This is a genomic window from Flavobacterium sp. 1 (assembly GCF_002797935.1).
GTDB lineage: Bacteria > Bacteroidota > Bacteroidia > Flavobacteriales > Flavobacteriaceae > Flavobacterium.
The window spans coordinates 4,258,938-4,285,428 of the sequence record NZ_PGER01000001.1 but is presented as its reverse complement, the minus strand read 5'-3'; the positions used below and the strand labels follow the sequence as shown (position 1 = coordinate 4,285,428).

At 35.7% G+C, this 26,491-nt stretch carries 24 protein-coding genes; 12 read left to right on the top strand and 12 right to left on the bottom strand.

The window, feature by feature from the left end:
- Positions 1-11: 11 nt before the first annotated feature.
- The 4 genes from CLU83_RS17270 to CLU83_RS17255 all read left to right on the top strand — a co-directional run bounded on the left by CLU83_RS17270 (position 12) and on the right by CLU83_RS17255 (position 4,231).
- On the top strand, positions 12-2,117 hold the full coding sequence (locus CLU83_RS17270) for an FAD-binding and (Fe-S)-binding domain-containing protein (protein WP_100432755.1): 2,106 nt from the start codon (positions 12-14) through the stop codon (positions 2,115-2,117).
- Between the two features lie 101 nt (positions 2,118-2,218).
- Positions 2,219-2,935 (top strand): (Fe-S)-binding protein, encoded by a 717-nt coding sequence (locus tag CLU83_RS17265; protein WP_100432754.1) that lies wholly within the window; start codon positions 2,219-2,221, stop codon positions 2,933-2,935.
- Positions 2,936-3,052: 117 nt separating this feature from the next.
- Positions 3,053-3,550: a hypothetical protein gene (locus CLU83_RS17260; protein WP_100432753.1), complete on the top strand. Its 498-nt coding sequence runs from the start codon at positions 3,053-3,055 to the stop codon at positions 3,548-3,550.
- Between the two features lie 138 nt (positions 3,551-3,688).
- Positions 3,689-4,231: a hypothetical protein gene (locus tag CLU83_RS17255; RefSeq protein ID WP_100432752.1), complete on the top strand. Its 543-nt coding sequence runs from the start codon at positions 3,689-3,691 to the stop codon at positions 4,229-4,231.
- Here the strand turns inward: CLU83_RS17255 and CLU83_RS17250 are convergent.
- From CLU83_RS17250 to CLU83_RS17230, 5 genes are all read right to left on the bottom strand, one after another.
- Positions 4,221-4,820: a Uma2 family endonuclease gene (locus CLU83_RS17250; protein WP_100432751.1), complete on the bottom strand. Its 600-nt coding sequence runs from the start codon at positions 4,818-4,820 to the stop codon at positions 4,221-4,223. The two genes, CLU83_RS17255 and CLU83_RS17250, sit on opposite strands and share 11 nt — an antisense overlap.
- A gap of 214 nt (positions 4,821-5,034) precedes the next feature.
- On the bottom strand, positions 5,035-6,351 hold the full coding sequence (gene sufD, locus CLU83_RS17245) for a Fe-S cluster assembly protein SufD (protein WP_100432750.1): 1,317 nt from the start codon (positions 6,349-6,351) through the stop codon (positions 5,035-5,037).
- A 1-nt stretch (position 6,352) separates the two neighbouring features.
- A complete protein-coding gene (gene sufC, locus CLU83_RS17240) occupies positions 6,353-7,099 on the bottom strand; it encodes a Fe-S cluster assembly ATPase SufC (protein ID WP_100432749.1) in 747 nt (248 codons plus the stop codon).
- Between the two features lie 54 nt (positions 7,100-7,153).
- Positions 7,154-8,602, bottom strand: coding sequence for a Fe-S cluster assembly protein SufB (gene sufB / locus CLU83_RS17235; protein ID WP_100433785.1), 1,449 nt, complete (start codon positions 8,600-8,602; stop codon positions 7,154-7,156).
- 89 nt (positions 8,603-8,691) lie between these two features.
- Positions 8,692-9,021 carry an iron-sulfur cluster assembly accessory protein gene (locus CLU83_RS17230; protein WP_077374886.1) on the bottom strand — a complete coding sequence of 110 codons (330 nt, stop codon included), beginning with the start codon at positions 9,019-9,021 and terminating at the stop codon, positions 8,692-8,694.
- Between the two features lie 269 nt (positions 9,022-9,290).
- Here CLU83_RS17230 and CLU83_RS22570 point away from each other — a divergent pair, with 269 nt between their 5' ends.
- The 6 genes from CLU83_RS22570 to CLU83_RS17205 all read left to right on the top strand — a co-directional run bounded on the left by CLU83_RS22570 (position 9,291) and on the right by CLU83_RS17205 (position 16,075).
- Positions 9,291-9,569: a DUF898 domain-containing protein gene (locus CLU83_RS22570; protein WP_232727166.1), complete on the top strand. Its 279-nt coding sequence runs from the start codon at positions 9,291-9,293 to the stop codon at positions 9,567-9,569.
- Between the two features lie 20 nt (positions 9,570-9,589).
- Positions 9,590-10,249 (top strand): DUF898 domain-containing protein, encoded by a 660-nt coding sequence (locus CLU83_RS17225; RefSeq protein WP_232727163.1) that lies wholly within the window; start codon positions 9,590-9,592, stop codon positions 10,247-10,249.
- A gap of 4 nt (positions 10,250-10,253) precedes the next feature.
- Positions 10,254-11,318: a M48 family metallopeptidase gene (locus CLU83_RS17220; protein WP_100432748.1), complete on the top strand. Its 1,065-nt coding sequence runs from the start codon at positions 10,254-10,256 to the stop codon at positions 11,316-11,318.
- A gap of 125 nt (positions 11,319-11,443) precedes the next feature.
- Positions 11,444-12,301: an MBL fold metallo-hydrolase gene (locus tag CLU83_RS17215; RefSeq protein WP_100432747.1), complete on the top strand. Its 858-nt coding sequence runs from the start codon at positions 11,444-11,446 to the stop codon at positions 12,299-12,301.
- Between the two features lie 266 nt (positions 12,302-12,567).
- Positions 12,568-14,148: a S8 family peptidase gene (locus CLU83_RS17210; protein ID WP_100432746.1), complete on the top strand. Its 1,581-nt coding sequence runs from the start codon at positions 12,568-12,570 to the stop codon at positions 14,146-14,148.
- Positions 14,149-14,209: 61 nt separating this feature from the next.
- Positions 14,210-16,075 (top strand): M1 family metallopeptidase, encoded by a 1,866-nt coding sequence (locus CLU83_RS17205; RefSeq protein WP_100432745.1) that lies wholly within the window; start codon positions 14,210-14,212, stop codon positions 16,073-16,075.
- A 310-nt stretch (positions 16,076-16,385) separates the two neighbouring features.
- On the opposite strand, the gene CLU83_RS17200 is transcribed toward CLU83_RS17205, so the two are convergent.
- Complete coding sequence (locus CLU83_RS17200; RefSeq protein ID WP_100432744.1) at positions 16,386-19,046, bottom strand: glucosidase; 2,661 nt, start codon at positions 19,044-19,046, stop codon at positions 16,386-16,388.
- Between the two features lie 172 nt (positions 19,047-19,218).
- A complete protein-coding gene (locus tag CLU83_RS17195; protein WP_198512308.1) occupies positions 19,219-19,413 on the bottom strand; it encodes an FAD-binding oxidoreductase in 195 nt (64 codons plus the stop codon).
- A 94-nt stretch (positions 19,414-19,507) separates the two neighbouring features.
- Here CLU83_RS17195 and CLU83_RS17190 point away from each other — a divergent pair, with 94 nt between their 5' ends.
- Positions 19,508-21,046 carry an IS1182 family transposase gene (locus CLU83_RS17190; protein WP_232726934.1) on the top strand — a complete coding sequence of 513 codons (1,539 nt, stop codon included), beginning with the start codon at positions 19,508-19,510 and terminating at the stop codon, positions 21,044-21,046.
- 224 nt (positions 21,047-21,270) lie between these two features.
- On the opposite strand, the gene CLU83_RS17185 is transcribed toward CLU83_RS17190, so the two are convergent.
- The 5 genes from CLU83_RS17185 to CLU83_RS17165 form a co-directional block, all read right to left on the bottom strand.
- Positions 21,271-21,804 carry a hypothetical protein gene (locus CLU83_RS17185; RefSeq protein ID WP_100432743.1) on the bottom strand — a complete coding sequence of 178 codons (534 nt, stop codon included), beginning with the start codon at positions 21,802-21,804 and terminating at the stop codon, positions 21,271-21,273.
- 221 nt (positions 21,805-22,025) lie between these two features.
- Positions 22,026-22,379: a hypothetical protein gene (locus CLU83_RS17180; RefSeq protein ID WP_100432742.1), complete on the bottom strand. Its 354-nt coding sequence runs from the start codon at positions 22,377-22,379 to the stop codon at positions 22,026-22,028.
- 184 nt (positions 22,380-22,563) lie between these two features.
- Positions 22,564-23,394, bottom strand: coding sequence for a hypothetical protein (locus CLU83_RS17175; protein ID WP_157802132.1), 831 nt, complete (start codon positions 23,392-23,394; stop codon positions 22,564-22,566).
- A 43-nt stretch (positions 23,395-23,437) separates the two neighbouring features.
- On the bottom strand, positions 23,438-23,800 hold the full coding sequence (locus tag CLU83_RS17170) for a transcriptional regulator (protein ID WP_100432740.1): 363 nt from the start codon (positions 23,798-23,800) through the stop codon (positions 23,438-23,440).
- 779 nt (positions 23,801-24,579) lie between these two features.
- Entirely contained in the window at positions 24,580-25,539 is a 960-nt protein-coding gene (locus CLU83_RS17165) for an L-threonine 3-dehydrogenase (protein ID WP_100432739.1), read from the bottom strand.
- Between the two features lie 224 nt (positions 25,540-25,763).
- On the opposite strand from CLU83_RS17165, the gene CLU83_RS17160 reads away from it, so the two are divergent.
- Entirely contained in the window at positions 25,764-26,408 is a 645-nt protein-coding gene (locus CLU83_RS17160) for a hypothetical protein (RefSeq protein ID WP_232727161.1), read from the top strand.
- The last annotated feature ends 83 nt before the right edge of the window (positions 26,409-26,491 follow it).

Sequence of the window (26,491 nt, the reverse complement as noted above, 5' to 3'; positions counted from 1 at the left end):
ATACAATCGCTATGTTGGCTCCATCCTATCAAAAGTTAAAAGACATTTTATCAAAATCTATTGATCCCAAACGTATTTTAACCAATCCCCTTCAAACTCTTGCTTATGGCACAGATGCCAGTTTTTATAGGCTCATACCAAAAATTGTAATTCTTGCTCACAACGAAACGGAAGTCATTGAAATTATAAAACAGGCCAAATTACTGGACATAGCCTTGACTTTTCGGGCAGCAGGAACCAGTTTGTCTGGTCAGGCCATTACAGATTCGGTTTTGGTGGTTGCCACACATGGCTGGAAGAATTTTGAACTTTTAGACAACAATCAAAAAATAAAATTAGAACCAGGAATTGTAGGAGCTAGAGCTAATACTTTTTTAGCACCTCATGGTTTAAAGATTGGTCCTGATCCTGCGTCCATTGGAGCTGCTATGGTTGGAGGAATTGTTGCCAACAATGCCAGCGGTATGTGTTGCGGGACGGCTCAAAACTCTTATCAAACTATAGCCGATATTCGGATTATATTGAATGACGGAACTATTCTTGACACAGCAGATTTAGAGAGTGTTGCCTCTTTCAAAAATAATCACAACGGTTTAATTCAAGAAATTGAAACCCTAAGAGATGCTATCAAAAGTGACGAAATACTTTATCATCTCATCAAAAATAAATTCAAGATAAAAAATACCACAGGTTATAGCATCAATGCTTTTGTCGATTATCAGGATCCGATTGAAATTATCAAACATTTAATGGTTGGTTCAGAAGGAACTTTGGCTTTTATTTCGAATGTGACTTTCCAAACAATTATTGATGAAAAATACAAATCCTGTTCTTTACTTATTTTCAATACTATTCAGGATGCTTGTAATGCGACTATCTTATTAAAATCAAGACCAGTTGCTGCTGTTGAATTATTAGATCGTGAATCTATTCGGTCTGTTGAAAATGATCCTGAAGCTCCCAAATATTTCAAAACATTACCAGAATCAGCTTGTGCTTTATTGGTCGAATGTCGGGATAATGATTTGATAGTTTTACATCAGAAGCAGGAACAAATTAGATTTCAAATTCAGTCCATTCCTACCTATACGGATTATGAATTCACTTCAAATCCGAAACAATATTATTTCAATTGGAAAGCTCGAAAAGGTTTGTTGCCGACTGTTGGAGGGCTGCGGAAAAACGGAACTTCTGTTATTATTGAAGATGTTGCTTTTCCATTATCACAACTCGCTGATGCATGTTTAGCATTGAAAAATCTGTTCAAAAAATATGAATATCATGATGCCGTTTTATTTGGCCATGCTTTAGAAGGCAACCTTCATTTTGTTTTTTCTCAGGACTTTTCAAACCAAGCCGAAATTGATCGTTACGAAAAATTAATGTCGGAATTAGCTATTTTGGTTGTGGATCGTTTCGATGGTTCCTTAAAAGCCGAACACGGAACTGGCCGTAATATGGCTCCATTTGTCGAAAAAGAATGGGGAACAAAAGCTTACGAAATTATGAAACGCATCAAAAATATTTTTGATCCTCATAATAAAATCAATCCTGATGTTTTAATCAATCCCGATCCCAAAGCGCATCTTAAAAATTTAAAACCAATGCCCGAATCCCACGCCATCGTTGATAAATGTATGGAATGCGGATTTTGTGAACCGCATTGCGTTTCCGAAGGTTTGACTTTGTCGCCAAGACAGCGTATTGTTATTGCCAGAGAAATCAGCCGTTTGGAAGAAACAAATGAAAATCCGCAACGATTGACCGATATTCGAAAAGACGTTACCTACCAACTGGATGAAACTTGTGCTACAGATGGACTTTGTGCCTTAGCCTGCCCCGTTTATATCGATACCGGAAAATTTGTAAAAGAATGGCGTGCCAACCAAATAAATGCTAGTGATAGAAAAACTGCCGCTTATATTGGTTCCCACATGGCTGGAACTACAGCAATTTTGAGAATTGGATTAAAATCAGTCTCCTTTTTTCATTCCTTATTTGGAACTAAAATTATGAAGGCGCTATCTAATGGATTCCATTTTATAAGCTTTGGAAAAGTCCCGAAATGGATTCCTGAAATGCCCAAAGGAGCCAATAAAATTAACATAAAAAATTAACCGCTGATTCGCTGATTATTTTTTTAATTTTTAATCAAAAATTTGAAAAACGCTTACTTATAAATCTGCGAATCTGCGGTCAGCCCTTTAATTAAAAAGCAATGAATACAACCACTGATTTAAAAGTCGTTTACTTTCCTTCCTGCATCAATAGAAGCATGGGGAAAAATAGTTTTCAAAGTGCAGACGATCTTCAATTGACCGAACTAACCCATAAATTATTGGTACGTGCTGGTTTTACAATAATTTATCCCAAATCAATAGACAGCCATTGCTGTGGAATGCCTTTTTCGAGTAAAGGTTTTGCAGAAGCCAATCATACACAATGCGAAGCATTGGAAACTGCCCTTTTAAAAGCATCTGAAAACGGAAAATATCCAGTTTTATATGACATGAGTCCCTGCTTTTATCATTCGAAAGAAGCATTTTCGGAAGCCTTAAAAATTGTAGATCCCATTGAATTTATGCTGGATTATGCGATGCCAAATTTAACCGTTAAAAACAAAAAAGATACTGTAGCAGTTTTCCCGGTTTGCTCCGTTAAAAAAATTGGAAAAATGGAACAGCTTCTTGCTTTGTCACAAATTTGTGCCAATAACGTTACCATCATTGACAGCAATTGCTGCGGTTTTGCCGGAGACAGAGGCTTCCTGATTCCGGAATTGAACGAACACGGATTGCGTGATTTAAAATCCCAAATTCCAGCCAATTGCAAAGAAGGTTTTTCCACCAGCCGAACCTGTGAAATTGGTTTAGAAAAAATGAGCGGTATTGATTTTAAATCCATTTTTTATCTGATTGAGGAGGTGACTAGATAGTTAAGTAATCTCTTTTTGAGTTTAAAATTAACCATATTTAACTTCTTGAAATTAAACATTTTTTTATATTTTAGGCTTTAATTATAAACAGACCTGCTATAAAATAAATATTGTCTTATGGAAGAAAAATACATCATAAATCAAATAGAAAAAAGGATTGAGCCCCTTGAAAAAAAATGCAGCTATTGTCGAAAAAAAGAAATGTCATTAATGAACAGCTGCTTCTTTCAAACGCTGTACCTTGAACAAAACAGGTCAAATTATGTTGTTTTTCGCAATGTGAAATTTAACAAAGTATCCATTGGAGTTCCCAGATGTGAAGACTGTAAATCAATACATGAAGAGTCTGAGACAAAAGCTAAAAAATATATTTTTATTGCAACTGGTATAATGCTTATTATGCCTCTGCTGTTTTCATTTAGTTTAGATGCTTTCAAAGGTGGAATTATACCCGCTTTAATAGTTTTAATTGCTGGATTTTTAATAAAAAACTATATTGTTGAAAAAATAATCATCAATACAGATATTCTTTCTGAAAAAGATGGAGCCACATATAGCGTAATTGTTCAAAATTTTCTTGAAGAAGGCTGGCAATATAAAAAACCAGAAGCTTAAAAAACACTGTTGTTTGTTAAAAAATATTAAAACTAACCGTTGAGAAATCAGCGGTTTTTTTATAGTTTAAAAAATATAACAAATTAATAAGCAACTAAATTGTTAAAATTACATCTATACTAATAAAACGTAGAAACCATGAAAAATAGAATTTACTTTATTGCTTTAGTATTGATCAGTAGTTTAATTTCTTCTTGTGAATCGGAAGATTCAACCTTTCAAAATGATTTCCAGAAAAGCAGCAATGCTTTATTAGATTTCAAAAAATCAACTAATAACTCCTATAAATACATAGTAACTGGTGTGACTTGGGTTGGTCCAGCTTGGGAAACTACTATAATTGTTTCTGACGGAAAAGTAATTCAAAGGCAATTTAAATACACTAATACCCAAGGATTAAGAAATGATATTCCTAAAGAAGAATTAGAATGGACTGAAAATCGAAGTGAAATAGGCATGCATAAAAATATAGCCGCAACTGCTCTAACGTTGGACGAAATATATAATAAAGCTGAACGAGAATGGCTAATAAAAAGAGATAAAGCCGAAATATACTTTGAAACCAAAAACAATGGGCTAATCTCAACCTGCGGATATGTTGAAAATAATTGTCAAGACGATTGCTTCATTGGAATACATATAAAAAGCATCGAACCATTACAACAAAAAATTAATCTCTAAAAATTTCTTCCACATTAAAACTCAATTCGGGAAACAGCGGGCTGTGTACTAACCCTTCTTCGGCAATTGGCTTTAGTCCTATGTATTTGTCATTTTGGAGGGTATATATTAATATTGATTTTTGAAAAGGTTCTACTATCCAATATTCTTTAACGGCATTCTCTTCGTATAAATCAAATTTAATATCCATTTCTTTTTTGGAATTCCCAGGTGAAAGGATTTCTATAATTAAATCGGGAGCTCCAATACATCCTCGATCGTCTAATTTTTCTTTATCACAAATCACACAAATATCAGGTTGAAATACAGTTGAGATTTCTTTATTTGAAGTGCTTTTTTTGTAATTAATTAAGCGTACATCAAATGGCGCAACGTAAACATTGCAAGGAGTATTTTTGAAATAATTTCCAAAAAATAAAGAAAGTTGAAAAGAAATCTCCTGATGTTTTCTGCTTGGAGCAGGACTCATCTTGAAAATTTTACCTCTCAAAATTTCCAACCGTTCTTGAAAATTCCAAGTTAGATAATCGGCGTAAGTATATGATTTAGTTAAGTCTAAATCGTTTATGTCGGTTATAATGGTTGCCATAGTGTACTGAATTTAATATTCAAAGATACTGAATTTTTTAATCGATGCATCGTGTTTTGCCCCTGATGGAAATGGAAAGCCTTTTACAGCAATGGCGCATTTTTTATAAACAAAAAAGAGCTTCCGTTGGTCGCTCTTTTTTGTTTTTAGAAAAATATAGTAGTGCAAAAAGCTTGTAATGAATATCAGGATTAGGCATTCATTATAATTTCAACTACAAATCAAATCCAATTTTAACGCCTAATTTATTAGCGATAATTTTAGTGATTCTTTGTTTTAATTCTGGTATTTTGATGTTTTCGATAACAGCATTCGAGAAAGCGTACATCAATAATGCTTTGGCTTCCTTTTTTGGAATTCCGCGCTGCTGCATGTAAAACATAGCAGTTTCGTCCAGTTGCCCAATGGTACATCCGTGTGAACACTTTACGTCATCGGCAAAAATTTCCAGTTGCGGTTTTGCATTAATGGTTGCTTTGTCACTCAACAAAATGTTATTGCTTTTTTGGAAAGCGTTTGTTTTTTGAGCTTCTCTTTCCACAAATACTTTTCCGTTGAAAACTCCAGTAGAGCGGTCGGAAAAAATCCCTTTATAATCTTGGAAACTTTCGCAGTTTGGTGTCGCGTGGTTTACCAATGTATAATGATCAACGTGTTGATTTCCTCCAATAATTGTGATTCCGTTTAAAGTACTCGTCAAACGTTCTCCAAAATGATAGAAATTCAAATTGTTTCTGGTTAAATTTCCTCCAAAAGAGAAAGTGTGTACCGAAACGTGACTTTCCTGTTTTTGGGAAACATACGTATTGTCAATTAAATTGGCTTCGAGATTGTCATTTTGAATTTTGTAATAATCCACAATGGCTCTTTTTTGGGCAAAAATCTCGGTAACCGAATTCGTTAAAACGGGATTTTCGTTCAAACTTTGATGACGTTCTATGATTTGCACGTGTGAATTTTCACCAACAATAACCAAGTTTCTTGGCTGAACCAAAAGAGCTGTTTCACTACCTGTTGAGAAATACATGATTTCGATAGGCTTGTCGGCAACTTTGCTTTTTGGGATATTGATATAGGCTCCTTCATTGGCGAAAGCCGTATTCAACGAAGTCAAACTCTCGTCTTTACTTGCAATTTTATTGAAGTAAGTGTCGATAACCATTTTGTATTTTGGCTTGTTCAATGCCGATGACATTAAGCAGACGTCGATACCGTCGTGGGTAGTTGAAGACAAATGCGAACTAAAAACACCGTCAACAAAAACTACTTTGTAGGTGTCTATTTCGTGTAAAAAATATTTTTTTACTTCGCTGTATTGAATGGCATTTTCTGTTTTAGGAAAAACGCTAAAGTCATTTTTTAGGATAGCGTTTAACGAAGTGTATTTCCAACTTTCTTCTTTTTTGGTTGGAAAGCCTTTATTTTCAAAGTTTTTTATAGCCGCTGTTCGCACATCATGAAGTTCGGAATGAACATCGATACGCTCTTCAAAAGCCATAAAAGACGATAGTAATTTTTCTTTTAGTTCCATCTTAGTTTTCTCCTTTAATCCAGTCGTATCCTTTTTCTTCCAGTTCGTGAGCTAATTCTGCTCCACCTGATTTTACAATTTTTCCGTTGTGAAGAACGTGAACAAAATCCGGAACAATATAATCCAATAATCTTTGGTAGTGCGTAATTACGATAACAGCGTTTTTATCGCTTTTCAATTTATTCACGCCATTGGCAACAATTCTTAATGCATCAATGTCGAGACCCGAATCGGTTTCGTCAAGGATAGCCAGTTTTGGTTCCAGCATTGCCATTTGAAAAATTTCATTTCTTTTTTTCTCACCGCCAGAGAAACCTTCATTAAGGGAACGAGAAAGAAACTTTCTGTCGATTTCCAATAATTCTGATTTTTCACGAATTACTTTTAGCATTTCGTTGGCCGGCATTTCTTCCTGGCCGTTTGCTTTGCGCGTTTCGTTGATAGCCGTTCTCATGAAGTTGGTTACCGAAACTCCAGGAATTTCCACAGGATATTGGAATGAAAGGAAAACACCTTTGTGCGCTCTTTCTTCTGGGGCAAGATCGGCAAGATCTTCACCGTCCAAAAAGATTTGTCCATCGGTTACTTCGTAATTTTCGTTTCCGGCAACAACAGCCGAAAGCGTACTTTTCCCGGCACCGTTTGGTCCCATTATAGCATGAACTTCTCCTGCTTTTACTTCAAGGTTAATTCCTTTTAATATTTCTTTGTCTCCTATTGAGGCATGTAAATTTTTTATGCTTAACATTGTTTTTGTATTTTAAACCATTAAGATTATTAAGTATTTTTTTGGAACAGAAAACTATCCCACAGAACCTTCCAATGAAATTTCCAACAATTTTTGTGCTTCTACAGCAAACTCCATCGGTAATTTATTCAACACGTCTTTACTGAAACCGTTCACGATAAGCGCAATTGCTTTTTCGGTCGGGATTCCACGCTGGTTGCAATAGAAAACTTGGTCTTCACCAATTTTACTTGTTGTAGCTTCGTGTTCCACTTTGGCAGTTGGATTTTTGCTTTCAATATAAGGGAAAGTATGAGCTCCACAATGATTTCCCATTAACAGCGAATCACATTGCGAAAAGTTTCTGGCGTTCTCAGCTCTAGCTCCAATTTGAACCAAACCTCTATAGCTGTTTTGCGATTTTCCTGCAGAGATACCTTTGGAGATAATTGTTGATTTGGTGTTTTTGCCCAAATGAATCATTTTGGTTCCTGTATCCGCCTGTTGGTAATTATTGGTAACAGCAATAGAATAAAACTCTCCGATAGAGTTATCTCCTTTTAAAATAACAGAAGGATATTTCCAGGTAATTGCCGATCCTGTTTCTACTTGTGTCCAAGAGATTTTAGCATTTTTCTCGCAGAATCCTCTTTTGGTTACAAAATTGAAAACCCCGCCTTTACCTTCTTTATTTCCAGGATACCAATTTTGAACTGTTGAATATTTTATTTCGGCATCGTCCAAGGCAATCAATTCTACCACAGCGGCATGCAATTGATTCTCGTCACGAGTTGGAGCTGTACATCCTTCTAGGTATGAAACATAACTACCTTCATCAGCAACCAATAATGTTCTTTCGAATTGTCCAGTTCCAGCTTGATTGATTCTAAAATAAGTGGATAGTTCCATTGGACAGCGAACGCCTTTTGGTATATAACAGAAGGATCCGTCTGAGAAAACAGCCGAATTCAAGGCAGCATAAAAGTTGTCTCTTTGAGGAACAACAGTTCCAAGATATTTACGAACCAATTCAGGGTGTTCCTTGATGGCTTCGGAAATGCTCATGAAGATAATTCCTTTTTCGCCCAATGTTTTTTTGAATGTTGTAGCTACAGAAACGGAGTCAACTACGATGTCCATAGCAACATTATTCATCTTTTTTTGCTCATCAACAGAGATCCCTAGTTTTTTGTACATTTCCAAAAGTTCAGGATCTACATCGTCCAAAGTTTTGTTTGGATCTGCTTTTTTAGGAGCTGAGTAATAAGAAATGGCTTGAAAGTCCGGTTTTTGGTATTTAACGTTTGCCCATTCTGGCTCAATCATTTCTTCCCAAGCACGAAAGGCTTCAATTCGCCAATCGGTCATCCATTGCGGTTCGTCTTTCTTTTTAGAAATAGCGCGAACAATATCTTCATTTAGACCAATAGGAAACGTCTCCGATTCTAATTCGGTGTAAAATCCGTACTCGTATTCTTTGGTTTCTAATTCGATTTTTAAATCGTCTTCGGTGTATTTTGACATGTTTTTGTTTTTTAAAACCATTAAGAAATTAAGATATATTAAGACTTAATCAGCTTAATTTCTTAATGGTTTAAATATTTTTTTCATTTTTATAGTGAGAAGCTCTCCCCGCAACCGCAAGTTCTATTGGCATTTGGATTGTTGAAAACGAATCCTTTTCCGTTTAATCCTCCTGAAAATTCCAATATAGTTCCCGCTAAATAAAGGAATGATTTTTTTTCGACAGCGATAGTGATATCGTTGTCAACGAATATTTTGTCGTCTTCGCCTTTGGTTTTGTCAAATTTTAAATCATAAGACAAACCGGAGCATCCACCGCTTTTTACACCAACTCTCACGTAGTCTACGGCGGCATCAAAACCATCGTCTTTCATCAAATCGATGATTTTCTTTTTGGCAGTATCAGAAACTTGTATCATGTTTTGGTAATATTTGTTTTAAGTTTTGGACATAAATGGCTTAAAATGAATCTCTAGAAAGAGAACATAATTCTGTAAAGCTCTTTTATGCACTATCTTTATTTCGTCTAAATTAACTACAAAGATACTATATAAAATGCTTTTTTCAATAACTGATAACATTTATATAACTAATGCCAAAATAGATATTTGTTATATCAATGACTAGAATTAATGATTAAAATGATATATTTATAACCTATTAACAAACTAAATAGTATTATATAATTATGGAAGAAACATTAAAGACCCCAACAAACTACCAGCTTGAATTTAATGGAAAAGGAAGCGAATTTTTTAGCGTTATTATTGTCAATTGGCTATTGACAGTTCTTACTTTAGGGTTTTATTACCCGTGGGCCAAAGCAAGAAAACTGCAATTTTTATATGGTGAAACTTCTTTGAATGGCGATTCTTTTTCATTTCATGGAACTGGAAAGGAAATGTTCAAGGGCTTTATAAAAGTACTGCTTATAATTGCAATTATCTATTCTTTGTTTTTTTGTTAATCTACCTTAAATTACCATTTTTGGGACTTGGTGTACTTTATTTAAGTATTTTGGCTCTATTGCCATTTGCAATCCATGGTTCTTACAGATACCGAATGTCTAGAACCTCTTGGAGAGGTATCCGTTTTGGATATAGAGGAGACCGTAAAGAGTTTAGTATAAATTTTTTTAAATGGCTTTTCTTTACTATTTGTACTTTTGGAATATACGGCTCATGGATGTCTATTAATATGAGAAATTATATATTAGGGAATATCCGATTTGGCGATGTTGAATTTAACAGTGATGGTGATGGCGGGGATTATTTTATGTTAAATCTGAAAGGCTATTTCTTGACTGTATTTACTTTAGGGATATATGCTTTTTGGTGGCAGCAAGAACTTTTTGAATATTACATTAATAATTTAAGCATGAATAAAGGGGATAAAGAAATTGTCTTAAATTCAACGGTTACTGGTGGCGGCTTTTTTAAATTGGCAATTGTAAATATATTAATAATCATTGGTACACTTGGCATCGGTTATGCGTGGGTTGTTACAAGAACGATGAAATATATTTTTGAGAATATCGAAATGGATGGAAATATTGATTTGAATTCATTACTGCAAACCGAAGAGAACTATAAGGATGCTACTGGTGAAGATATTGGTGATTTCCTCGACATGGATTTTGTGATGTAATAGGATGAAAGAAAAAACTAATGCCGTCTTCTTTGACGGAGAATCAGCTATTCCGAAAGATATTGAATTAATTCTTGATTTTGAGAAGAATGTTCTTGTTTTTGAAACCGAAAATAATCAGCACTCTTGGAATCTAGAGGCAATTGATTTTCAAACAAAATCAAAGAGTATGTATATTGAATATGGAAATGATCCTGTTCAAAACATCAAAATTAATAACAGTGATTTTACGGAGAGACTTCAAGATTTTAGAAAAAAGAAAGGAAATCTGAGCTGGTATCATAAATTAATGGATATGGGAATCAAAGCCCATATCCTTTTTACTGTTTTCATTTTTGCGGTTATTGGATTGGGTTATTTTTATGCCATTCCATGGGTAGCAGAAAAAGCGGTGATAATCATTCCGGAAGATTATGATTCTAAGTTGGGAACAACTTTCTTTGAACAAAATATGCTTTTTAGCGATGTTGATGCTGGAAAGACAAAAGCATTGAATTTATTTGCAAATGAGCTGCATTTAAAAAACACAAAAAAATTAAAATTCACGGTTGTGGATTCACCAATTGTGAATGCTTATGCACTTCCAGACGGGAATATTGTTGTTTTTTCAGGCATACTTAAAACCATGAAAAATTACGATGAATTAGTTGGACTTATTGGTCATGAAGTAGCCCATGTGAATCATCGGCATTCGATGAAAATGGTGTGCAGAAATTTATCCGGCTACATATTTATATCGGCTATTTTAGGAGATGCCAATGGAATTATGGCAACAATTGGAGATAATGTAAATAATTTGCAATCGCTTTCTTATTCCAGGAATTTTGAACATGAAGCAGATGTGGAAGGCTTTGGAATTGTTGCTTTGAATAAAATAAATCCAAAAGGGATGTCTAATTTATTCAGACGGTTACAGAATGAAGAAGTTGTCACTATTCCTGAATTTTTAAGTTCACATCCTGTTACAACGGAAAGAATTAAGGATATTAATGAATTGATTAAAACGAAACCTTTTCGGTTTAAAGACAATTTAAAATTAAAAAAGCTGTTCTCGGTCATTAAAAATTAAATTAAGCCTGAATTCAAAATGGATTCAGGCTTTTTTAATTGGTTTGATTTTTTAATTCGTTCCAAAATAGTTTTAGATTGTTCTTGAATCGCATACATTTGGGTATAAATTCAATTCTAAGAACTATGAAACTTTATCCAATAGAAACTGGCAATTTTAAACTCGATGGCGGAGCAATGTTTGGTGTGGTTCCTAAAACCATTTGGAGCAAAACCAATCCAGCCGACGAAAATAATCTGATTGATATTGCAGCGCGCTGTCTATTGATTGAAGACGGTAGCAGACTGATTTTGATTGATACAGGAATGGGGAACAAACAGTCCGACAAGTTTTTTGGCTATTACTCGCTTTGGGGAACTCATTCTATGGACAAATCTTTGGCTCAATACGGCTTTCACCGCGATGACATTACCGATGTTTTTATGACGCATCTGCATTTTGACCACTGTGGCGGAAGCGTGCAATGGAATAAAGATAAAACCGGTTATGAACCTGCTTTCAAAAACGCAAAATTCTGGACAAATAAAAATCATTGGGAGTGGGCAACAAAACCAAATGCTCGAGAGAAAGCTTCTTTTTTATCAGAGAATATTCTACCTATGCAGGAAAGCGGACAGCTGCATTTTGTAACTAAACCCGAAGGCGATTTTGGGATTTCAAATGAGTTGGGATTTGGAATTTATTATGTTGACGGTCATACCGAAAAAATGATGATTCCGCATATTCAGTATCAAGATAAAACGATTGTTTTTTGTGCTGATTTGATTCCAACAGCGGGACATTTGCCTCTGCCTTATGTAATGGGATATGATACCCGACCGTTGTTGACCATGCCTGAAAAATCAAAATTTTTAAACGCTGCCGCAAATCAAAATTATTATTTGTTTCTAGAACACGATGCGCATAATCAAGTTATAACAGTGAAGCAAACTGAAAAGGGAGTTCGACTGGCATCCGTTTTTACTTGTGAGGATATTTTGTAGCATTTTTTCAGAATATTAAAATAAACCATTTCATTTTATTTATTACTTTTTAAAGTTATTAATGCTGTTTTTATTGTGATATTTTGAAAGAATAATATTTCAAAATTACCCATCCTTTTTTAGTGATAATTCTTCCTTTCTCATTTTTGTAACAAAATTTGTTTTTAGACGCATTTTATCATAAAAAACCGTTAATGATTGCGTAATTTTTAATTTACTTCCACTATTTTTGGAGTTGATTACTAATACCGAAAAACAACGTACAGATGAAAAAAATAAACTTAACTTCATTAACATTATTGACAGCTTTGTCTGTATGCCTTTCGGCAAATGCACAAACTGCAGTCACTTATACTGGAAAAAAAGGAAAATTAAGCGAAGCTGAACTTCAAAGATGGTCACATTTGGATTTAGCCAAAGACAGTGTTCCTGGAATGAGTGTGGATAAAGCCTATGCCGAATTGTTAAAAGGCAAAAAAGGGGTTAAAGTAATCGTTGGAATTGTAGATTCTGGTGTAGACATTGACCATGAAGATTTGAAATCAGTTGTTTGGACGAATAAAAAAGAAATTGCCGGAAACGGAATCGATGATGATAAAAACGGTTTTATAGATGATATTCACGGCTGGAATTTCTTGGGAAATGCAGTACATGAAACCCTTGAAATGACTCGAATCGTAAAAAAAGGAGATGATGGGTCGGCAACTTACAAAAGCGCTTTGGTGGCCTATGATGAAAAAAACAACAAAGCTTTAAAAGACAAAAAACAAGTTGATTTTTTGACGGGTTCAGATAAAGCTATTCAAACGCATTTAGGCAAAGAAAATTATACTATTGAAGATTTAAACGCAATCGTAACTACTGATCCCGATTTGACCAAAAGTAAAATGATCATGACTCGTATTCTGACCAATGCTGGACCAACTTTTAGAGATGAAATCAAAGAGTACAGTGATTATGTTGATGGGCAATTGAAATATAATCTGAACAAAGAGTTTGATGGCAGAAAAGTCGTTGGCGATAACCCGGAAGATATTAAAAACACCAAATACGGTAACAACACCGTTTATGGACCAGACAAAGAAGAAGCACTACATGGAACTCACGTAGCTGGAATCATTGCACAGGTAAGAGGTAATAATATTGGCGGAGACGGAGTTGCAGACAATGTAGCTATTATGACTGTAAGAGCTGTTCCAGACGGAGATGAGTACGACAAAGATATTGCATTAGCAATTCGTTATGCAGTAGATAATGGTGCCAAAGTAATTAACGGCAGTTTTGGAAAAAGTTATTCTCCGCATAAACAATGGGTTTTTGATGCTATAAAATATGCCGAAAAGAAAGATGTATTATTTGTTCATGCGGCTGGAAATGACGGAGATAATATTGATTTGCCGGAAAATACAAATTATCCAAATGACTCTGATGACAATACAAAAGAATTTGCTTCGAATGTGTTGACTGTAGGCGCTTTGAATAATCAATACGGGAGTAATGTAATCGCTCCATTTTCAAATTACGGAACTTTCAATGTAGATGTTTTTGCACCAGGTGACGAAATTTACGCCACTATTCCAAACAACAAATACAAATATTTGCAAGGAACTTCAATGGCTTCGCCAAATGCTGCCGGAGTAGCAGCTTTGATCCGTTCGTATTACCCAAAATTATCTGCCAAGCAGGTAAAACAAATCTTGATGGATTCGGGTACACCGCTTCCGGCAGATGTGGTTTTGGGAGAAAAACAAGATATAAATGTTAAGTCTGATAAAACATCAAAATCTGCGAAAATGGTAAATGCTTATAATGCACTTTTGATGGCAGAAAAAATGTCTAAAAAATAATTTTAATTTTTATTAATCCAATGGAAGGGTCTTTGACTCTTCCATTTTTCATTTTAATACAATGCGTCAACTCATTTTATTCCTATTCTTTTCTGTAAATCTATTCGCCCAAAAGCAAGGTTATTGGCAACAGCATGTTGATTACAAAATGGACGTCACGATGGATGTCAAAACTTATCAGTATAAAGGGAAACAAGAACTGATTTATACCAATAACTCTTCAGACACACTGAAGAAAGTCTATTACCATTTGTATAATAACGCTTTTCAGCCAGGAAGCGAAATGGATGCCAGAGTGCAGTCTATCAAAGATCCAGATCCTCGTATGGCTGTCAAAACAAAAGTTGACGGCATAGAAGTAAAAGAGAGCCGAATCAAAAATCTTAAGCCGAATGAAATTGGATATTTGAAAATTTCAAATTTCAAACAAGATGGTGTTACTGCCCTTGCCAAAGAAGTGGGAACCATTCTTGAAGTAGTTTTGGTTAAACCAATTTTGCCAAATTCAAAAACTACTTTCACACTAGATTTTGATGGTCAGGTGCCAGTACAGATTCGTCGCTCAGGCCGAAATAATTCGGAAGGAATTGAATTGTCGATGGCACAATGGTACCCAAAAATGGCCGAGTTTGACTTTGAGGGCTGGCATGCCGATCCTTATATAGCAAGAGAATTTCACGGTGTTTGGGGTAATTTTGATGTAAACATTACAATTGATAAAGATTATACTTTGGGCGGTTCCGGTTATCTGCAAAACCCGAACGAAATAGGCCATGGTTATCAAGACACTGGAGTTACTGTAGTATATCCTAAAAAAACAAAAAACCTGACTTGGCATTTTGTAGCTCCGATGGTTCATGATTTTGCTTGGGCTGCCGATAAAAATTACCAGCACGATATTGTAAAAGGGCCAAATAATGTCGATTTGCATTTCCTTTTCAAAAACACGCCATCAGTAGTTGAAAACTGGAAAAAAGTAGAACCTCTGTTGGTAAAGGTGATGGATTTTTACAATAAAGAAGTAGGTGATTATCCATACAAACAATATTCGTTTATTCAAGGAGGCGATGGCGGAATGGAGTATGCCATGTGTACGCTGATGTTGGGCAACGGAACTCCAGAAGGAATTTTGGGGACGGCAACTCATGAAATGGGACATTCTTGGTTTCAGCATATTTTGGCTTCAAATGAGTCAAAACATCCTTGGATGGATGAAGGGTTTACTACTTATATAGAAGACTTGGCGCTGAACGAGCTAAAAGAGAAAAAAGAAGAAAACCCATTCAAGGGAAATTATGCCAGTTATTATAAATTAGTAGAATCTGGCAAGGAACAGCCACAGACTACACATGGAGACCGCTATGACGAAAATCGTCCGTATAGTATTTCTTCTTATGTAAAAGGAAGTATTTTCCTGTCGCAATTGGGTTATGTAATCGGGCAGGAGAATTTGAACAAAACGTTAAAAAAATACTATCAGGATTTCAAATTCAAGCATCCATCGCCAAACGATATCAAGAGAACCGCCGAGCGTGTTTCGGGAGCAAATTTGGATTGGTACTTGGTGGATTGGACAGAAACTTTAAATACAATTGATTACGGAATCAAAGAGGTCAAAGAAAATACAGACAAAACAACCATAACCTTAGAGAGAATCGGCAGAATGCCAATGCCTATTGATGTATTGGTAGAATATACTGACGGAACCAAAGAAAGTTTCTACATCCCGCTGCGCATGATGAGTTTCGAAAAAGAAAACCCAACTCCCGCCATTACAAGAACTATTCTCAATGATTGGGCTTGGGCATATCCTACTTTTGAGTTCAACATTTCAAAACCAAAAACGGCTATAAAGAAAATCGCCATCGACCCAAGCGGTTTAATGGCCGATATCAAACAAGGCAATAATGTTTATGAACTGAAGTAAATTCTCGGTTTAAAATATAAAAAGCTCTTTTAAAATGTAAAGTTTTAAAAGAGCTTTTTTTTGGGTAAAAACCATTCGGGGGTGACCCTGTTGAACAAAGGGGCTCTTTATAGTATCGCTTATACAGCCCCTTTGCTCAACAGGGTCGGGCTATCCGCGCTACTTTGGTAGCTTGCTTCTATCCCTCACCCAGATATAACGGCATTAAGGTAAACTTAGAAATTTAGATTTTCAATAAATTCCTTTTTGTAGGAATAAAGTACATTGTATGTTTTTGTAAACGTATTCATAAAGACACAAAAAAAATGACCTATTCCGTTTCCTCATGCAAATGCCTGATAATTTCGGCAATGAGTCCTGTCCACCCAGTTTGATGATTGGCACCTAAACCTTTACCGTTATCTCCATTAAAATATTCAAAAAACAAATAATTTGTATTGAAAAGAGGATCTTCTTGAAATTTTTTGTATTCGCCGTACATCGGAATTTTTTTATTGGCATCTGGAACAAACAGTTTTAATAATCTTTCGGCAACACCCTGGGCTGCTTCCTGTAAATTGACTAATTTACCAGATTCGGTCGGGAATTCTACTTTGAAGTCTTTGCCGTAATAGCTATGGAATTTTTCCAGTGAGTCCAAAATTAAATAATTCATAGGGAACCAGATTGGACCTCTCCAATTGGAATTCCCGCCAAACATATCTCCAGTAGCTTCGGCTGGTGTATAATCGACCTGAATAATTCCTCCATCATGTTTGAATTTGTAAGGATGTTCTTTGTGGTATTTAGACAAGGAACGAACTCCATAATCAGACAAAAATTCCTTTTCGTCAAACATACGCTTGAGTATCATTTTCATACGATGCCCTCTAAGAGTGGAAAGCAAGCGCGTTTCTCCTTTTCCGGGATTGTACCAGCTGGAAACCAAACTGGCTAAGTCTGGACGGTTTTTTAAGACCCATTCGACACGTCGTTTAAATATAGGGAGCTTTTCCAGTAAATCGGGGGTTAATACTTCTACAGCAAATAAAGGAATCAATCCCACCATCGAGCGTATTTTTAGCAGTTCGGCATCTCCATTCTCTTTATGGAGCATGTCATAATAGAACTGATCGTCTTCGTCCCAAAGGCTTACTTTGTTTTCTCCCAAAGACTGCATTGCTCCTGAAATTTGAAGAAAGTGCTCAAAGAATTTGGAAGCCATATCTTGATACACGGGATTTTTTAGTGATATTTCGCAGGCTATTCGCAGCATGTTTAAACAATACATTGCCATCCAGCCCGTACCGTCTGCTTGTTCGAGATGACCTCCAGTAGGCAAATCAGCAGAGCGGTCAAATACCCCGATATTATCCATCCCGAGGAATCCTCCTCCAAAGATGTTATTGCCATTTTCATCTTTTAAATTTACCCACCACGTAAAATTGAGCAGCAGTTTGTGAAAAATACGTTCCAAGAAAACGGTATCACCAACACCATTGTTGGCTTTTTTATCAATTTCATATACTTTCCAAGTAGCCCATGCATGAACCGGCGGATTAACATCCGAGAATGACCATTCATAAGCCGGGATTTGTCCGTTTGGATGCATGTAATATTCACGCAGAATGACCAATAATTGCCTTTTAGCAAAATCAGGATCCAATCTGGCCAAAGGCAAAGTATGAAAAGCCAGATCCCATGCGGCAAACCAAGGATATTCCCACTTGTCCGGCATTGAGAGAATGTTTGACGTGTACATGTGCTTCCAAGCACTGTTCCGCCCCTCTTTCCGATTGGCATCAGGTCTGGGTGTTGACGGATCGCCTCTTAGCCATTCAAAAACATTATAGTAATACCATTGTTTCGTCCAAAGCATTCCTGCATAGGCTTGCCGCTGAATGGATTTTAATTTTTCGTCTTTTACTCCTTTTTGAACCTGATCATAAAATTCGTCGGCTTCCTCGATTCTTTGTTTAAAAATAGCATCAAAATCTTCAAAGGGAGCATCCGGACTAGCGTTTGTAAAGCGAAGGCGGTATTCTTTTTTCCCAAGTGCCGGAATGTAATCATCATAATGTACTGATGCTTTGGTACCAATGGCGTCTGGATTTATACTAGTCCGTTTTTGATTGATAATATAATCGTTTATTCCGTCTTTGGCATAAGCAGATTGAGCCGGCGATTTATATAACTTTTCATAATTGGTTTTGTTATCGCAAAATAAAAGATCTTTTGCATTTTCGGCATATAAATTGAAGTGGCCTACCAATCGGTGATTGACTTCTATATGTGATTTTTCGACTCCTGTTAAAGTAGGTTTGTGTTTGTAATTTTCATAGCCCCAACTCCAGGTATTCCTAAACCAGATGGTAGGCAATACCGTAATGGGAGCGATTATTTTGGAACGATTTTCGACCGTTATCTTGATTAATATGTCTTGCTCGTCGGCTTTAGCATATTCTATGGTGATATCAAAATACTCGTCTTTGTCAAAAACGCCTGTGTCCAGCAATTCATATTCTGGTTCCAGGCGGCTGCGCTTTTTGCTCTCCTCAATTAATTTTTCATACGGAAAAACGGCATGGGGATATTTGTACAGCATTTTTTGATACGAATGCGTAGGGGTCGAATCTTGGTAATAATAAATTTCTTTTACGTCCTCTCCGTGATTGGATTCAGCTGGAGTTAGCCCAAAGAAACGCTCTTTTAAAATGCGGTCTTTATGGTTCCAAAAAGCAAAAGCCAGACAAACATGCTGTTTATTGTCTGAAATCCCTCCAATACCTTCTTCTCCCCAGCGGTATGCTTTGGAACGTGCCATGTCGTGCGTGGTGCTGCCCCAGGCATAACCGCTTTGAGAATAATCTTCCCTTACGGTTCCCCATTGTCTTTCGCTTAAATAAGGACCCCATTTTTTCCAGCCTTTATTATCCGTTCTTAGCTGTAAACGTGTTTTTTCGGCGTTGATTTCAGAATTGTTTTGTGGCATACCATTCTAATTTGTTTCTAGTCGCAATTTAGACAAAACACACGTAAAAATACCTATAGAATTAGCAAAAATCCTCTGGTATAATTAATGAAAAGTTATTAATGAATTGTTTTATTCTTTTATTTACAGAATTGAGAAAAAACGGTAATCTATCTTCAATCTATTAGATAAATTATCTTCTAAATCTGAAGTATTCCTGCAACGGATGTTTCTCGTTTTTTAACATTTTAGAGACCAAGTCCATTCCGATAACCGAAAAAGTAATGCCGTTTCCGCCAAAGCCCAAAACGAAATAAGCACTCTCAAAGTTAGGATGTTTGCCAATGTACGGTAAGTCGTCCTTGGTCTCTTCAAAAGTTTTTTTCACAGCCTGACGTCAGTCTGTGAAAAAACTTCCGTTTGCTTAGGAACAAATATAACAAAAAACTTGTGTTAAAACAGGAATTTTCGTATTTTTAGGGATGCAGCATATCATAGGAATTTCCCGCCACCAGATGCGTATTTCCAGTTTAGAAGACGCCATAGCTCCCGATAATCAAGTGCGATTTATAGATGCATTTGTGACGTTTACAGACCTTGCTAAGCTGGGTTTTGCAGTGCAAACCATCAAAACCGAAGGCCGCCCGAGCTACGATACCAAAGTGTTTCTTAAAATCTATTTATACGGTTATCTGGGCGGAATAAGAAGCTCGCGAAAATTAGAGAAGGAATGTTTTAGAAACATTGAAATGCAATGGCTATTGGAAGATATTCGTCCCAATTACCACAGCATCTCAGATTTCAGAAAAAACAATCCCGCTGCCTTGAAGAAACTCTTCAAGCTTTTTGTCTCATTCTTGAAAGATGCGGACTTGATAGGCGGTGAAACCATTGCCATTGACGGCACCAAAAGCCGGGCTCACAACAGCAAAAAAGCCAATTTTAACCAAAAGAAAATTGACAAGCACCTGGAATACATTGAGACCAAAACCCAAGAATATCTTGATGCTCTGGAAGCAAATGATGCAAAAGAAAACTCTCCAAAAATCAAAAATGTCCAACAAAAAATAGAGTGTCTCAAACAAAACAAAATCCGCTACGAATTGCTGGAAGAAAAACTAAAAGCAAGCGGAGAACCCCAAATAAGCACCACCGACAGCGATGCCAGAGCATTATTGGTTCAGGGACAGGTGGTTGAAATCTCATTTAATATGCAGGCAGCCGTCGATGCCAAACACAATCTTGTAGTAGCCACGCACACCATCAATCGTAATGACCGCAACGCCTTATCGGCTATTGCCATAGAAGCCAAAGAGAATTTAGAAATAGAAACCTACACGGCTTTGGTGGACAAAGGCTATCATAACGGGCGAGAAATAGAAGCCTGTAGGCAAGCCAATATCACTACAATTGTAGCGCAACCCGAACAAGGAAAAAATAAGGAAAACGGAACAACCAAGGATTATTTTGTTTCTAAGTTCCAATACAATAAAACCACCGACACCTACACTTGCCCACAGGGCGAAACGCTTAAAACTACAGGCCACTGGCACAAGAAAACCACGGACAGAGACAGTTATGAGTTCAAGAGATACCGAACACCCAAATGCAGAGAATGTCCTGTAAAACATTTATGCACCAGTAGGATGGCCGGTCGAGATATAGACCGCAGCCAATATGCCGATGCCGTAGAAGAAAACAACAAACGCTACCACGCAAATGCACAGCTCTACCGCAAGCGGCAGGAAATCAACGAACACATTTTTGGCACTATCAAACGGCAATGGGGCTACAATCACACCAATTTAACAGGATTGGAAAAAGTAAATGGAGAACACAGCCTGATTATGCTGGTCTATAACATCAAACGCAGCATCAATATACTCGGAGTTCCCGAGCTCATTGCCAAACTCAAGAAATGGAACTCACCCTACAAGGCAAAAGTCTTGTTTTTGTTAAAAATGAGTTATTTAAAACCGAAATTAGACTTCTTTTTCTTTGAAACTAAATTAGCCTCCTAAAAAAGAGGCTTCGTTAAAAGCCCTTATTTGAATTTTGTGAGGGCAAAATAAAGAGGTTGGAATGAAAAAAAGAGGTTTTTTCACAGCCTGACGTCTTGGCACTACAGCGGGTTTGGGACTAAATTAAGCCCTGTTTTCGGATTTGCCAAATCATCCCAAATACAAAACCATTTTCCCATTAAGCCAATTGCCCAAATCCGTTGTAGCTGTTGGCAGTAGTAATTTTATTTTCTCTTGTTCTCATTATTTGACATAAATATTAAATTAGATAAATCTCCTTGTTTAATATATAGATGGCCTAATTGACCAATATTCAAACGTGTTGCAAGTAAAGAATCATTTTGGATTTGTCTTGTCAAAGATTCAAACGGAATAAACTGTTTGTTTTGATTGTTTGAAAATGGATAAGTAAAGATTAAATTTTCCCCATTTTCGTATGTAACTTTTACACTATGCCAATCTCCACAATACCACATACCCTTTGAAGGTTTAAAGATAAAATTATCATTATTTGTATTTTTACATATGTGCATAATTGAATCCATCAAACTTTTACGTATTCTGGTTTGGTAGTTGTCGACATTTTCTGAGGTTTTAGATTGAAACAAAGTTTCAGTAAAACCGTTTTTGTCAATGGTTGAATAAATTTTAAAATTTCTTGGGTTATTGAAAAAGGTAAGTATTTCAATCTCTTTTATTTGATTTGAATTTTTGCAACTAATGAGAAATATAAATAATAAGCAAAATATTTGTTTCATAATTGAGTTCCGATGTTATTACTGCTGACTTCCCGCACTACACGCAGTTTGGTACTAAATTAAGTCCTATTCTCTGATTTGCCAAATCATCCCAAATACAAAACCAAATTTCCATTAAGCCAAATGCCCAAATCCGTTGTAACTGTTGTACGCAGTTTACATTTTACTCATCAATATCCCCCAAATAGCATTAAATACAAGTAATGATCCATTTAAGGAAATTAGATGCTTAATCTTAGCTTACTTATTAATGAAATAGAAATTGTCATTACAATAATTGAAAAAACGGTAGTTGGTATAATCGAGAATTGATTTTGAATTGCCATAGGAATAATTCCAATAAGTAAATATAGCGACAAGATTATATACTTTTTAAATCCTGCAATTTCGTTAATAATCGAAGCCAAACTGAGTCCGTTTATAATAAATAAGATTGAACTGATAAAAGTAAAATATTCAGCCAAACCTTTTGAACTTGGAGAAGAATCAACCATTACGATATAAATCTGTAGATAACATAATGTTGAAACCAAAATGGTTATAAAAGCAATTAAGTTTGAAATAGTTTTATTCATAAGTTATTCCATAAATTGTGTACAACGTCTTGGTACTCCAGCGGGTTTGGGACTAAATTAAGCCCATTCTTCGGATTTGCCACCCGAGCGATAGCGAATAGACGAAGTAAATCATCCCAAATACAAAACCAACTTTCTATTAAGCCTATTGCCCAAATCCGTTGTAGCTGTTACCAGTAGTATTTTATTTCAATTCATATAATACGTTTCTTAAATCTTCTAAAACGAAAACTTTATCAAACTCTGTTTCCATTTCCAATTTCAAGTTTTTGTCCATTTCAAACGAACTATCTCCACTGCTACCTATTACTAGCAATAACCATTGAGTATTTATTCCTTTTTCTTTATAAGTTGAAATTTTAGCATTTTTCTTTTTGATTGCATTTTCAATAGCTTCTAAAGTAATATTTTTTTGCCACCAAGCACCCATATTTGCATGAATGTTTTTCTGTGTATGAGGTTGAATAAATAGACTTTCAATTAGTGGGTTTTCAATGAAGTTGTTATTAAGAACATATTCTTTAACAACCTTTTTTACCGTTTCAATTAAATACTCTTTTTCGTTTAGTTTAAAATTTGCGTAAGGTTCGATGTAACAGCTAGCAAGAAAGTTTGGTAATTCTCTATCTTCTTTCAATTCAATTTCGGCCAACGAAAAAATATTTTCAAAAAAACCTTCTCTTTCTTTCGATTTTGATTCAACAATTATTTGATGTTCAAGTCCTATTTGGTTATTTCCATCGAATAGAATGAAGTCTGGTTTTTCAGTAACTTCGAGAATCGTTAAGTTATCAAAGAACATTAGAAATTTTCCTGTGTGACAGATTTCAAGAGTTTTTTTCTTATCAGGAAATAAATCTAAATGCTCATTAATCAACTTGCCTAAGAGGGCGTAATTTTCGGAAATAGTTTTGTTGTTTTTTAGCACTTTTGTCATGAATATTACTGGTAACTTGTATATATGCCTGATGATGTCCGACATATCACTCCTAAATTGGGTGGCTTTGTCTGACAAACATACTGTTTATTTTAGTAGTATATAAAAATTGGAAGCTCTATTATTTCCTGATTATTTCCCTAAATGCCTCTAGCTGTATTTCCATTTTATGTATTAAGGCTTCTTTTTCGGCCAGTTGTTCCTTGAGGGCTTTTTCGTGTATGGTTTCAAAACGATAGGGCAGGTATTCTCCCAATTGGGCGAGAAAATTGTGTTTGAGCACTAGGCTCAGTTTCCATAAAATGGCAAACTGCAGGGAATCTCTCTTGAAATAATCATTCAATCCTGTAGGGAGGATGCCTAAGGACCGAGCCACATCGGCTTTCTTGACTTTATTTTGAATAATATGGTAATGAATAAAATTACCTACCAAAGGATACTGTTCTCCGAGATCTTTCTTGTATTTCCTGTCGTTGCTTATCATGTTTTATGTGTATTATTTTATAAATATAATTATTTATTGCTAATAAATGGTACAAAAACATTCATAGTATTAGTGTTTAATACCTCTATTATTGGTTTGAAGTACCACTAGTATTGGTTTTTAATACCTGTGTTATTGGTTTTAAATACCAATAATATTGGTTTTTAGTACCTGTATTATTGGTTCGAAATACCAATAGTATTGGTTTATAGTACCTGCATTATTGGTTTGAAGAACCAATAGCATTAGTCTTTAAGACCAATAAAAGGCTTTTTGTGGAGATTACCTTTCTAAGAATGATATTTTAGGTTGAAATTTTGTGTAAAAAAGAAGATGAATGTCCGCAAAGAGTACCGTGTATGTTTTTTTTGCCACTGATTACACAGATTCTCACAGATTTCATTACACTCTTTTAAAAAAATCTGTGTAACTCTTTTTAATCTGTGGCTAATTCTATCTGCTTGGTATTAGTTATGGATAGTCATAAAAAAGAAAATCAGTTTCGTTAAAATCAAACTGTCTTTGATGCACATGCCGCGTGAGGGCAATGTCATTAAGTTAAGAGTTGTAATACCTAACAGGTTTTTTTTAACCTGTTAGGTATTAATTTCTTTCCATTTCCCCTTAACTTAATGACATTATGCGTGAGGGATAGAAGCTGGCTACCGAAGTAGCGCGAATAGCCCGACCTCATTAAGAAAATGGGCATATAAACGGTACTATTAAGAAGCCCATTTACTTAACGAGGGCACGCCCAAAAAATATTTATCGGTGTGTTATTATAATTTCTTGTCGTATTGCGGGGCAAGATTTTTCAGCATTTCGGCGGTCATCGTTTCGAGATCGAATTGGTGATTCCAGCCCCAGTCTTCTCTGGCTCGGGAATCGTCTATACTTGCAGGCCAGCTGTCGGCAATTTTTTGGCGGAAGTCGGGTGCGTATGTTACTTCGAGCTGTGGAATGTGTTTTTTGATTTCGGCAGCAATTTCGGTTGGAGTAAAGCTCATTGCGGCCAGATTATAGGAAGAACGGATTTTGATTTGTTCAACAGGTGCTTTCATAATGCTGATCGTGGCTGCAATGGCATCGTCCATGTACATCATCGGCATTTTGGTTTCTGCAGCTAAAAAACACTCATATTTGCCGTCGCTTAGGGCTTTGTGATAAATATCTACGGCATAATCTGTAGTACCGCCGCCGGGAAGCGTAGTCCAGCTGATTAACCCGGGATAGCGGATGCTTCGAACATCGACTCCAAAAAGATTGTGATAATATTCGCACCATCTTTCACCGGCCTGTTTGCTGATGCCATATACGGTTGAAGGTTCCATGATGGTGTATTGCGCCGTGTTTTCCTTAGGCGTTGTTGGTCCAAAAACGGCAATGCTGGAAGGCCAGAAAATCTTTTTTATTTTTTTTGCTTTCGCCAAATTCAAAACGTGAAATAATGAATTCATGTTCAGATCCCAAGCAAAAGCTGGATTTTTTTCGGCAGTTGCCGATAATAAAGCCGCCATCAAGTACACATCGGTAATTTGATGGATTTCGACTAAATGTTCAATTTGGTTAAAATCTAAGGCATTGATCACTTCAAATGGACCAGAATTGACCACATCGTTATTCAGCTTTCGAATATCAGAAGCGATTACATTATCGATTCCATAGATGGTGCGGAGCTGATGAGTTAATTCGGTGCCTATTTGACCACAAGCACCTATTATTAAGATCTTTGGATTCATATCAGATGGTTTTGAATTACAAAGGTAACGATTTAGATAAATATAACAATTTCACAAATAAAGTTACAAAAATCACAAAATTATTTTTAAAATAGCGAAGATTGATCATTTCTGGTTGATTAAATTCAGACAAATAGAGTAATTAGTATCAGATTGTTATTCTGATGCTGAAATTCGGTATTGTAAATTTACTTTGTAACTTTGTAGTTCAAATAATTTGAAAAATGAACAATAAATTAGCGCTGCTTTTTTTGGTGATTTTAATGCAGTTTTCGTGTAATAATAATAGCGATAAACGTCTTGCTGATCAATTAAAGGATGCAAAAAAGAAAGAATTAATTTTTACCACTATAAAAAAAGGGTGGATTTTTTTTGACACGCCAATCAATGAAACTTCCGAAGCTACTATAAAAACATGGCCGCAATGGCGTGAGTTTATGGATGAATTGGCCAAAAAACCAAAGAAAACAATTGGTGATTTCCAGAAGAAATCCAAAACGCTGTCAACGAAAGTAATGGCTTTGAACTCCAATATTCCTACCCAATTTGATACACCGCAGATAAGAAGCAGAATTGCTACTTTGATTACACAAGTCCGAATGTTGGATTTGTATATAAACCTGACTGATATTTCGGAAAAAAAAGTAGTAAAATTTGTTGCAGAGATTAATCTTGAGCTGGTTTCTTTACAAAGGCAAATGGATAAAATTGTAGAAAAAAGCAAGATACCAATGGAGGCAGGAGAATCTGAATTGCTGCAGATGATTATGGATACCACAAGAGCAATTCCTTCTGAAGGAGCCCCAATGATTCCAGTTAATCCAAGGAGTTTAATGAATCAAAAAAATCCAAACGGAACACGACCTTGAGTAAAGCCACTTCTATATATTCAGTTTATGATTCTTCTCCCAAAACAGCTCAGATTGTAGCCTGTTTACTGGAAAATAATCAG

What these genes read in the sequence shown, in the direction of transcription:
- CLU83_RS17270 (WP_100432755.1), top strand. Translation starts at nt 12, where the DNA reads ATGTTGGCTCCATCCTATCAAAAGTTAAAAGACATTTTATCAAAATCT.
- CLU83_RS17265 (WP_100432754.1), top strand. Translation starts at nt 2,219, where the DNA reads ATGAATACAACCACTGATTTAAAAGTCGTTTACTTTCCTTCCTGCATC.
- CLU83_RS17260 (WP_100432753.1), top strand. Translation starts at nt 3,053, where the DNA reads ATGGAAGAAAAATACATCATAAATCAAATAGAAAAAAGGATTGAGCCC.
- CLU83_RS17255 (WP_100432752.1), top strand. Translation starts at nt 3,689, where the DNA reads ATGAAAAATAGAATTTACTTTATTGCTTTAGTATTGATCAGTAGTTTA.
- CLU83_RS17250 (WP_100432751.1), bottom strand. Translation starts at nt 4,820, where the DNA reads ATGGCAACCATTATAACCGACATAAACGATTTAGACTTAACTAAATCA.
- sufD (WP_100432750.1), bottom strand. Translation starts at nt 6,351, where the DNA reads ATGGAACTAAAAGAAAAATTACTATCGTCTTTTATGGCTTTTGAAGAG.
- sufC (WP_100432749.1), bottom strand. Translation starts at nt 7,099, where the DNA reads ATGTTAAGCATAAAAAATTTACATGCCTCAATAGGAGACAAAGAAATA.
- sufB (WP_100433785.1), bottom strand. Translation starts at nt 8,602, where the DNA reads ATGTCAAAATACACCGAAGACGATTTAAAAATCGAATTAGAAACCAAA.
- CLU83_RS17230 (WP_077374886.1), bottom strand. Translation starts at nt 9,021, where the DNA reads ATGATACAAGTTTCTGATACTGCCAAAAAGAAAATCATCGATTTGATG.
- CLU83_RS22570 (WP_232727166.1), top strand. Translation starts at nt 9,291, where the DNA reads ATGGAAGAAACATTAAAGACCCCAACAAACTACCAGCTTGAATTTAAT.
- CLU83_RS17220 (WP_100432748.1), top strand. Translation starts at nt 10,254, where the DNA reads ATGAAAGAAAAAACTAATGCCGTCTTCTTTGACGGAGAATCAGCTATT.
- CLU83_RS17215 (WP_100432747.1), top strand. Translation starts at nt 11,444, where the DNA reads ATGAAACTTTATCCAATAGAAACTGGCAATTTTAAACTCGATGGCGGA.
- CLU83_RS17210 (WP_100432746.1), top strand. Translation starts at nt 12,568, where the DNA reads ATGAAAAAAATAAACTTAACTTCATTAACATTATTGACAGCTTTGTCT.
- CLU83_RS17205 (WP_100432745.1), top strand. Translation starts at nt 14,210, where the DNA reads ATGCGTCAACTCATTTTATTCCTATTCTTTTCTGTAAATCTATTCGCC.
- CLU83_RS17200 (WP_100432744.1), bottom strand. Translation starts at nt 19,046, where the DNA reads ATGCCACAAAACAATTCTGAAATCAACGCCGAAAAAACACGTTTACAG.
- CLU83_RS17190 (WP_232726934.1), top strand. Translation starts at nt 19,508, where the DNA reads ATGCAGCATATCATAGGAATTTCCCGCCACCAGATGCGTATTTCCAGT.
- CLU83_RS17185 (WP_100432743.1), bottom strand. Translation starts at nt 21,804, where the DNA reads ATGAAACAAATATTTTGCTTATTATTTATATTTCTCATTAGTTGCAAA.
- CLU83_RS17180 (WP_100432742.1), bottom strand. Translation starts at nt 22,379, where the DNA reads ATGAATAAAACTATTTCAAACTTAATTGCTTTTATAACCATTTTGGTT.
- CLU83_RS17170 (WP_100432740.1), bottom strand. Translation starts at nt 23,800, where the DNA reads ATGATAAGCAACGACAGGAAATACAAGAAAGATCTCGGAGAACAGTAT.
- CLU83_RS17165 (WP_100432739.1), bottom strand. Translation starts at nt 25,539, where the DNA reads ATGAATCCAAAGATCTTAATAATAGGTGCTTGTGGTCAAATAGGCACC.
- CLU83_RS17160 (WP_232727161.1), top strand. Translation starts at nt 25,764, where the DNA reads ATGAACAATAAATTAGCGCTGCTTTTTTTGGTGATTTTAATGCAGTTT.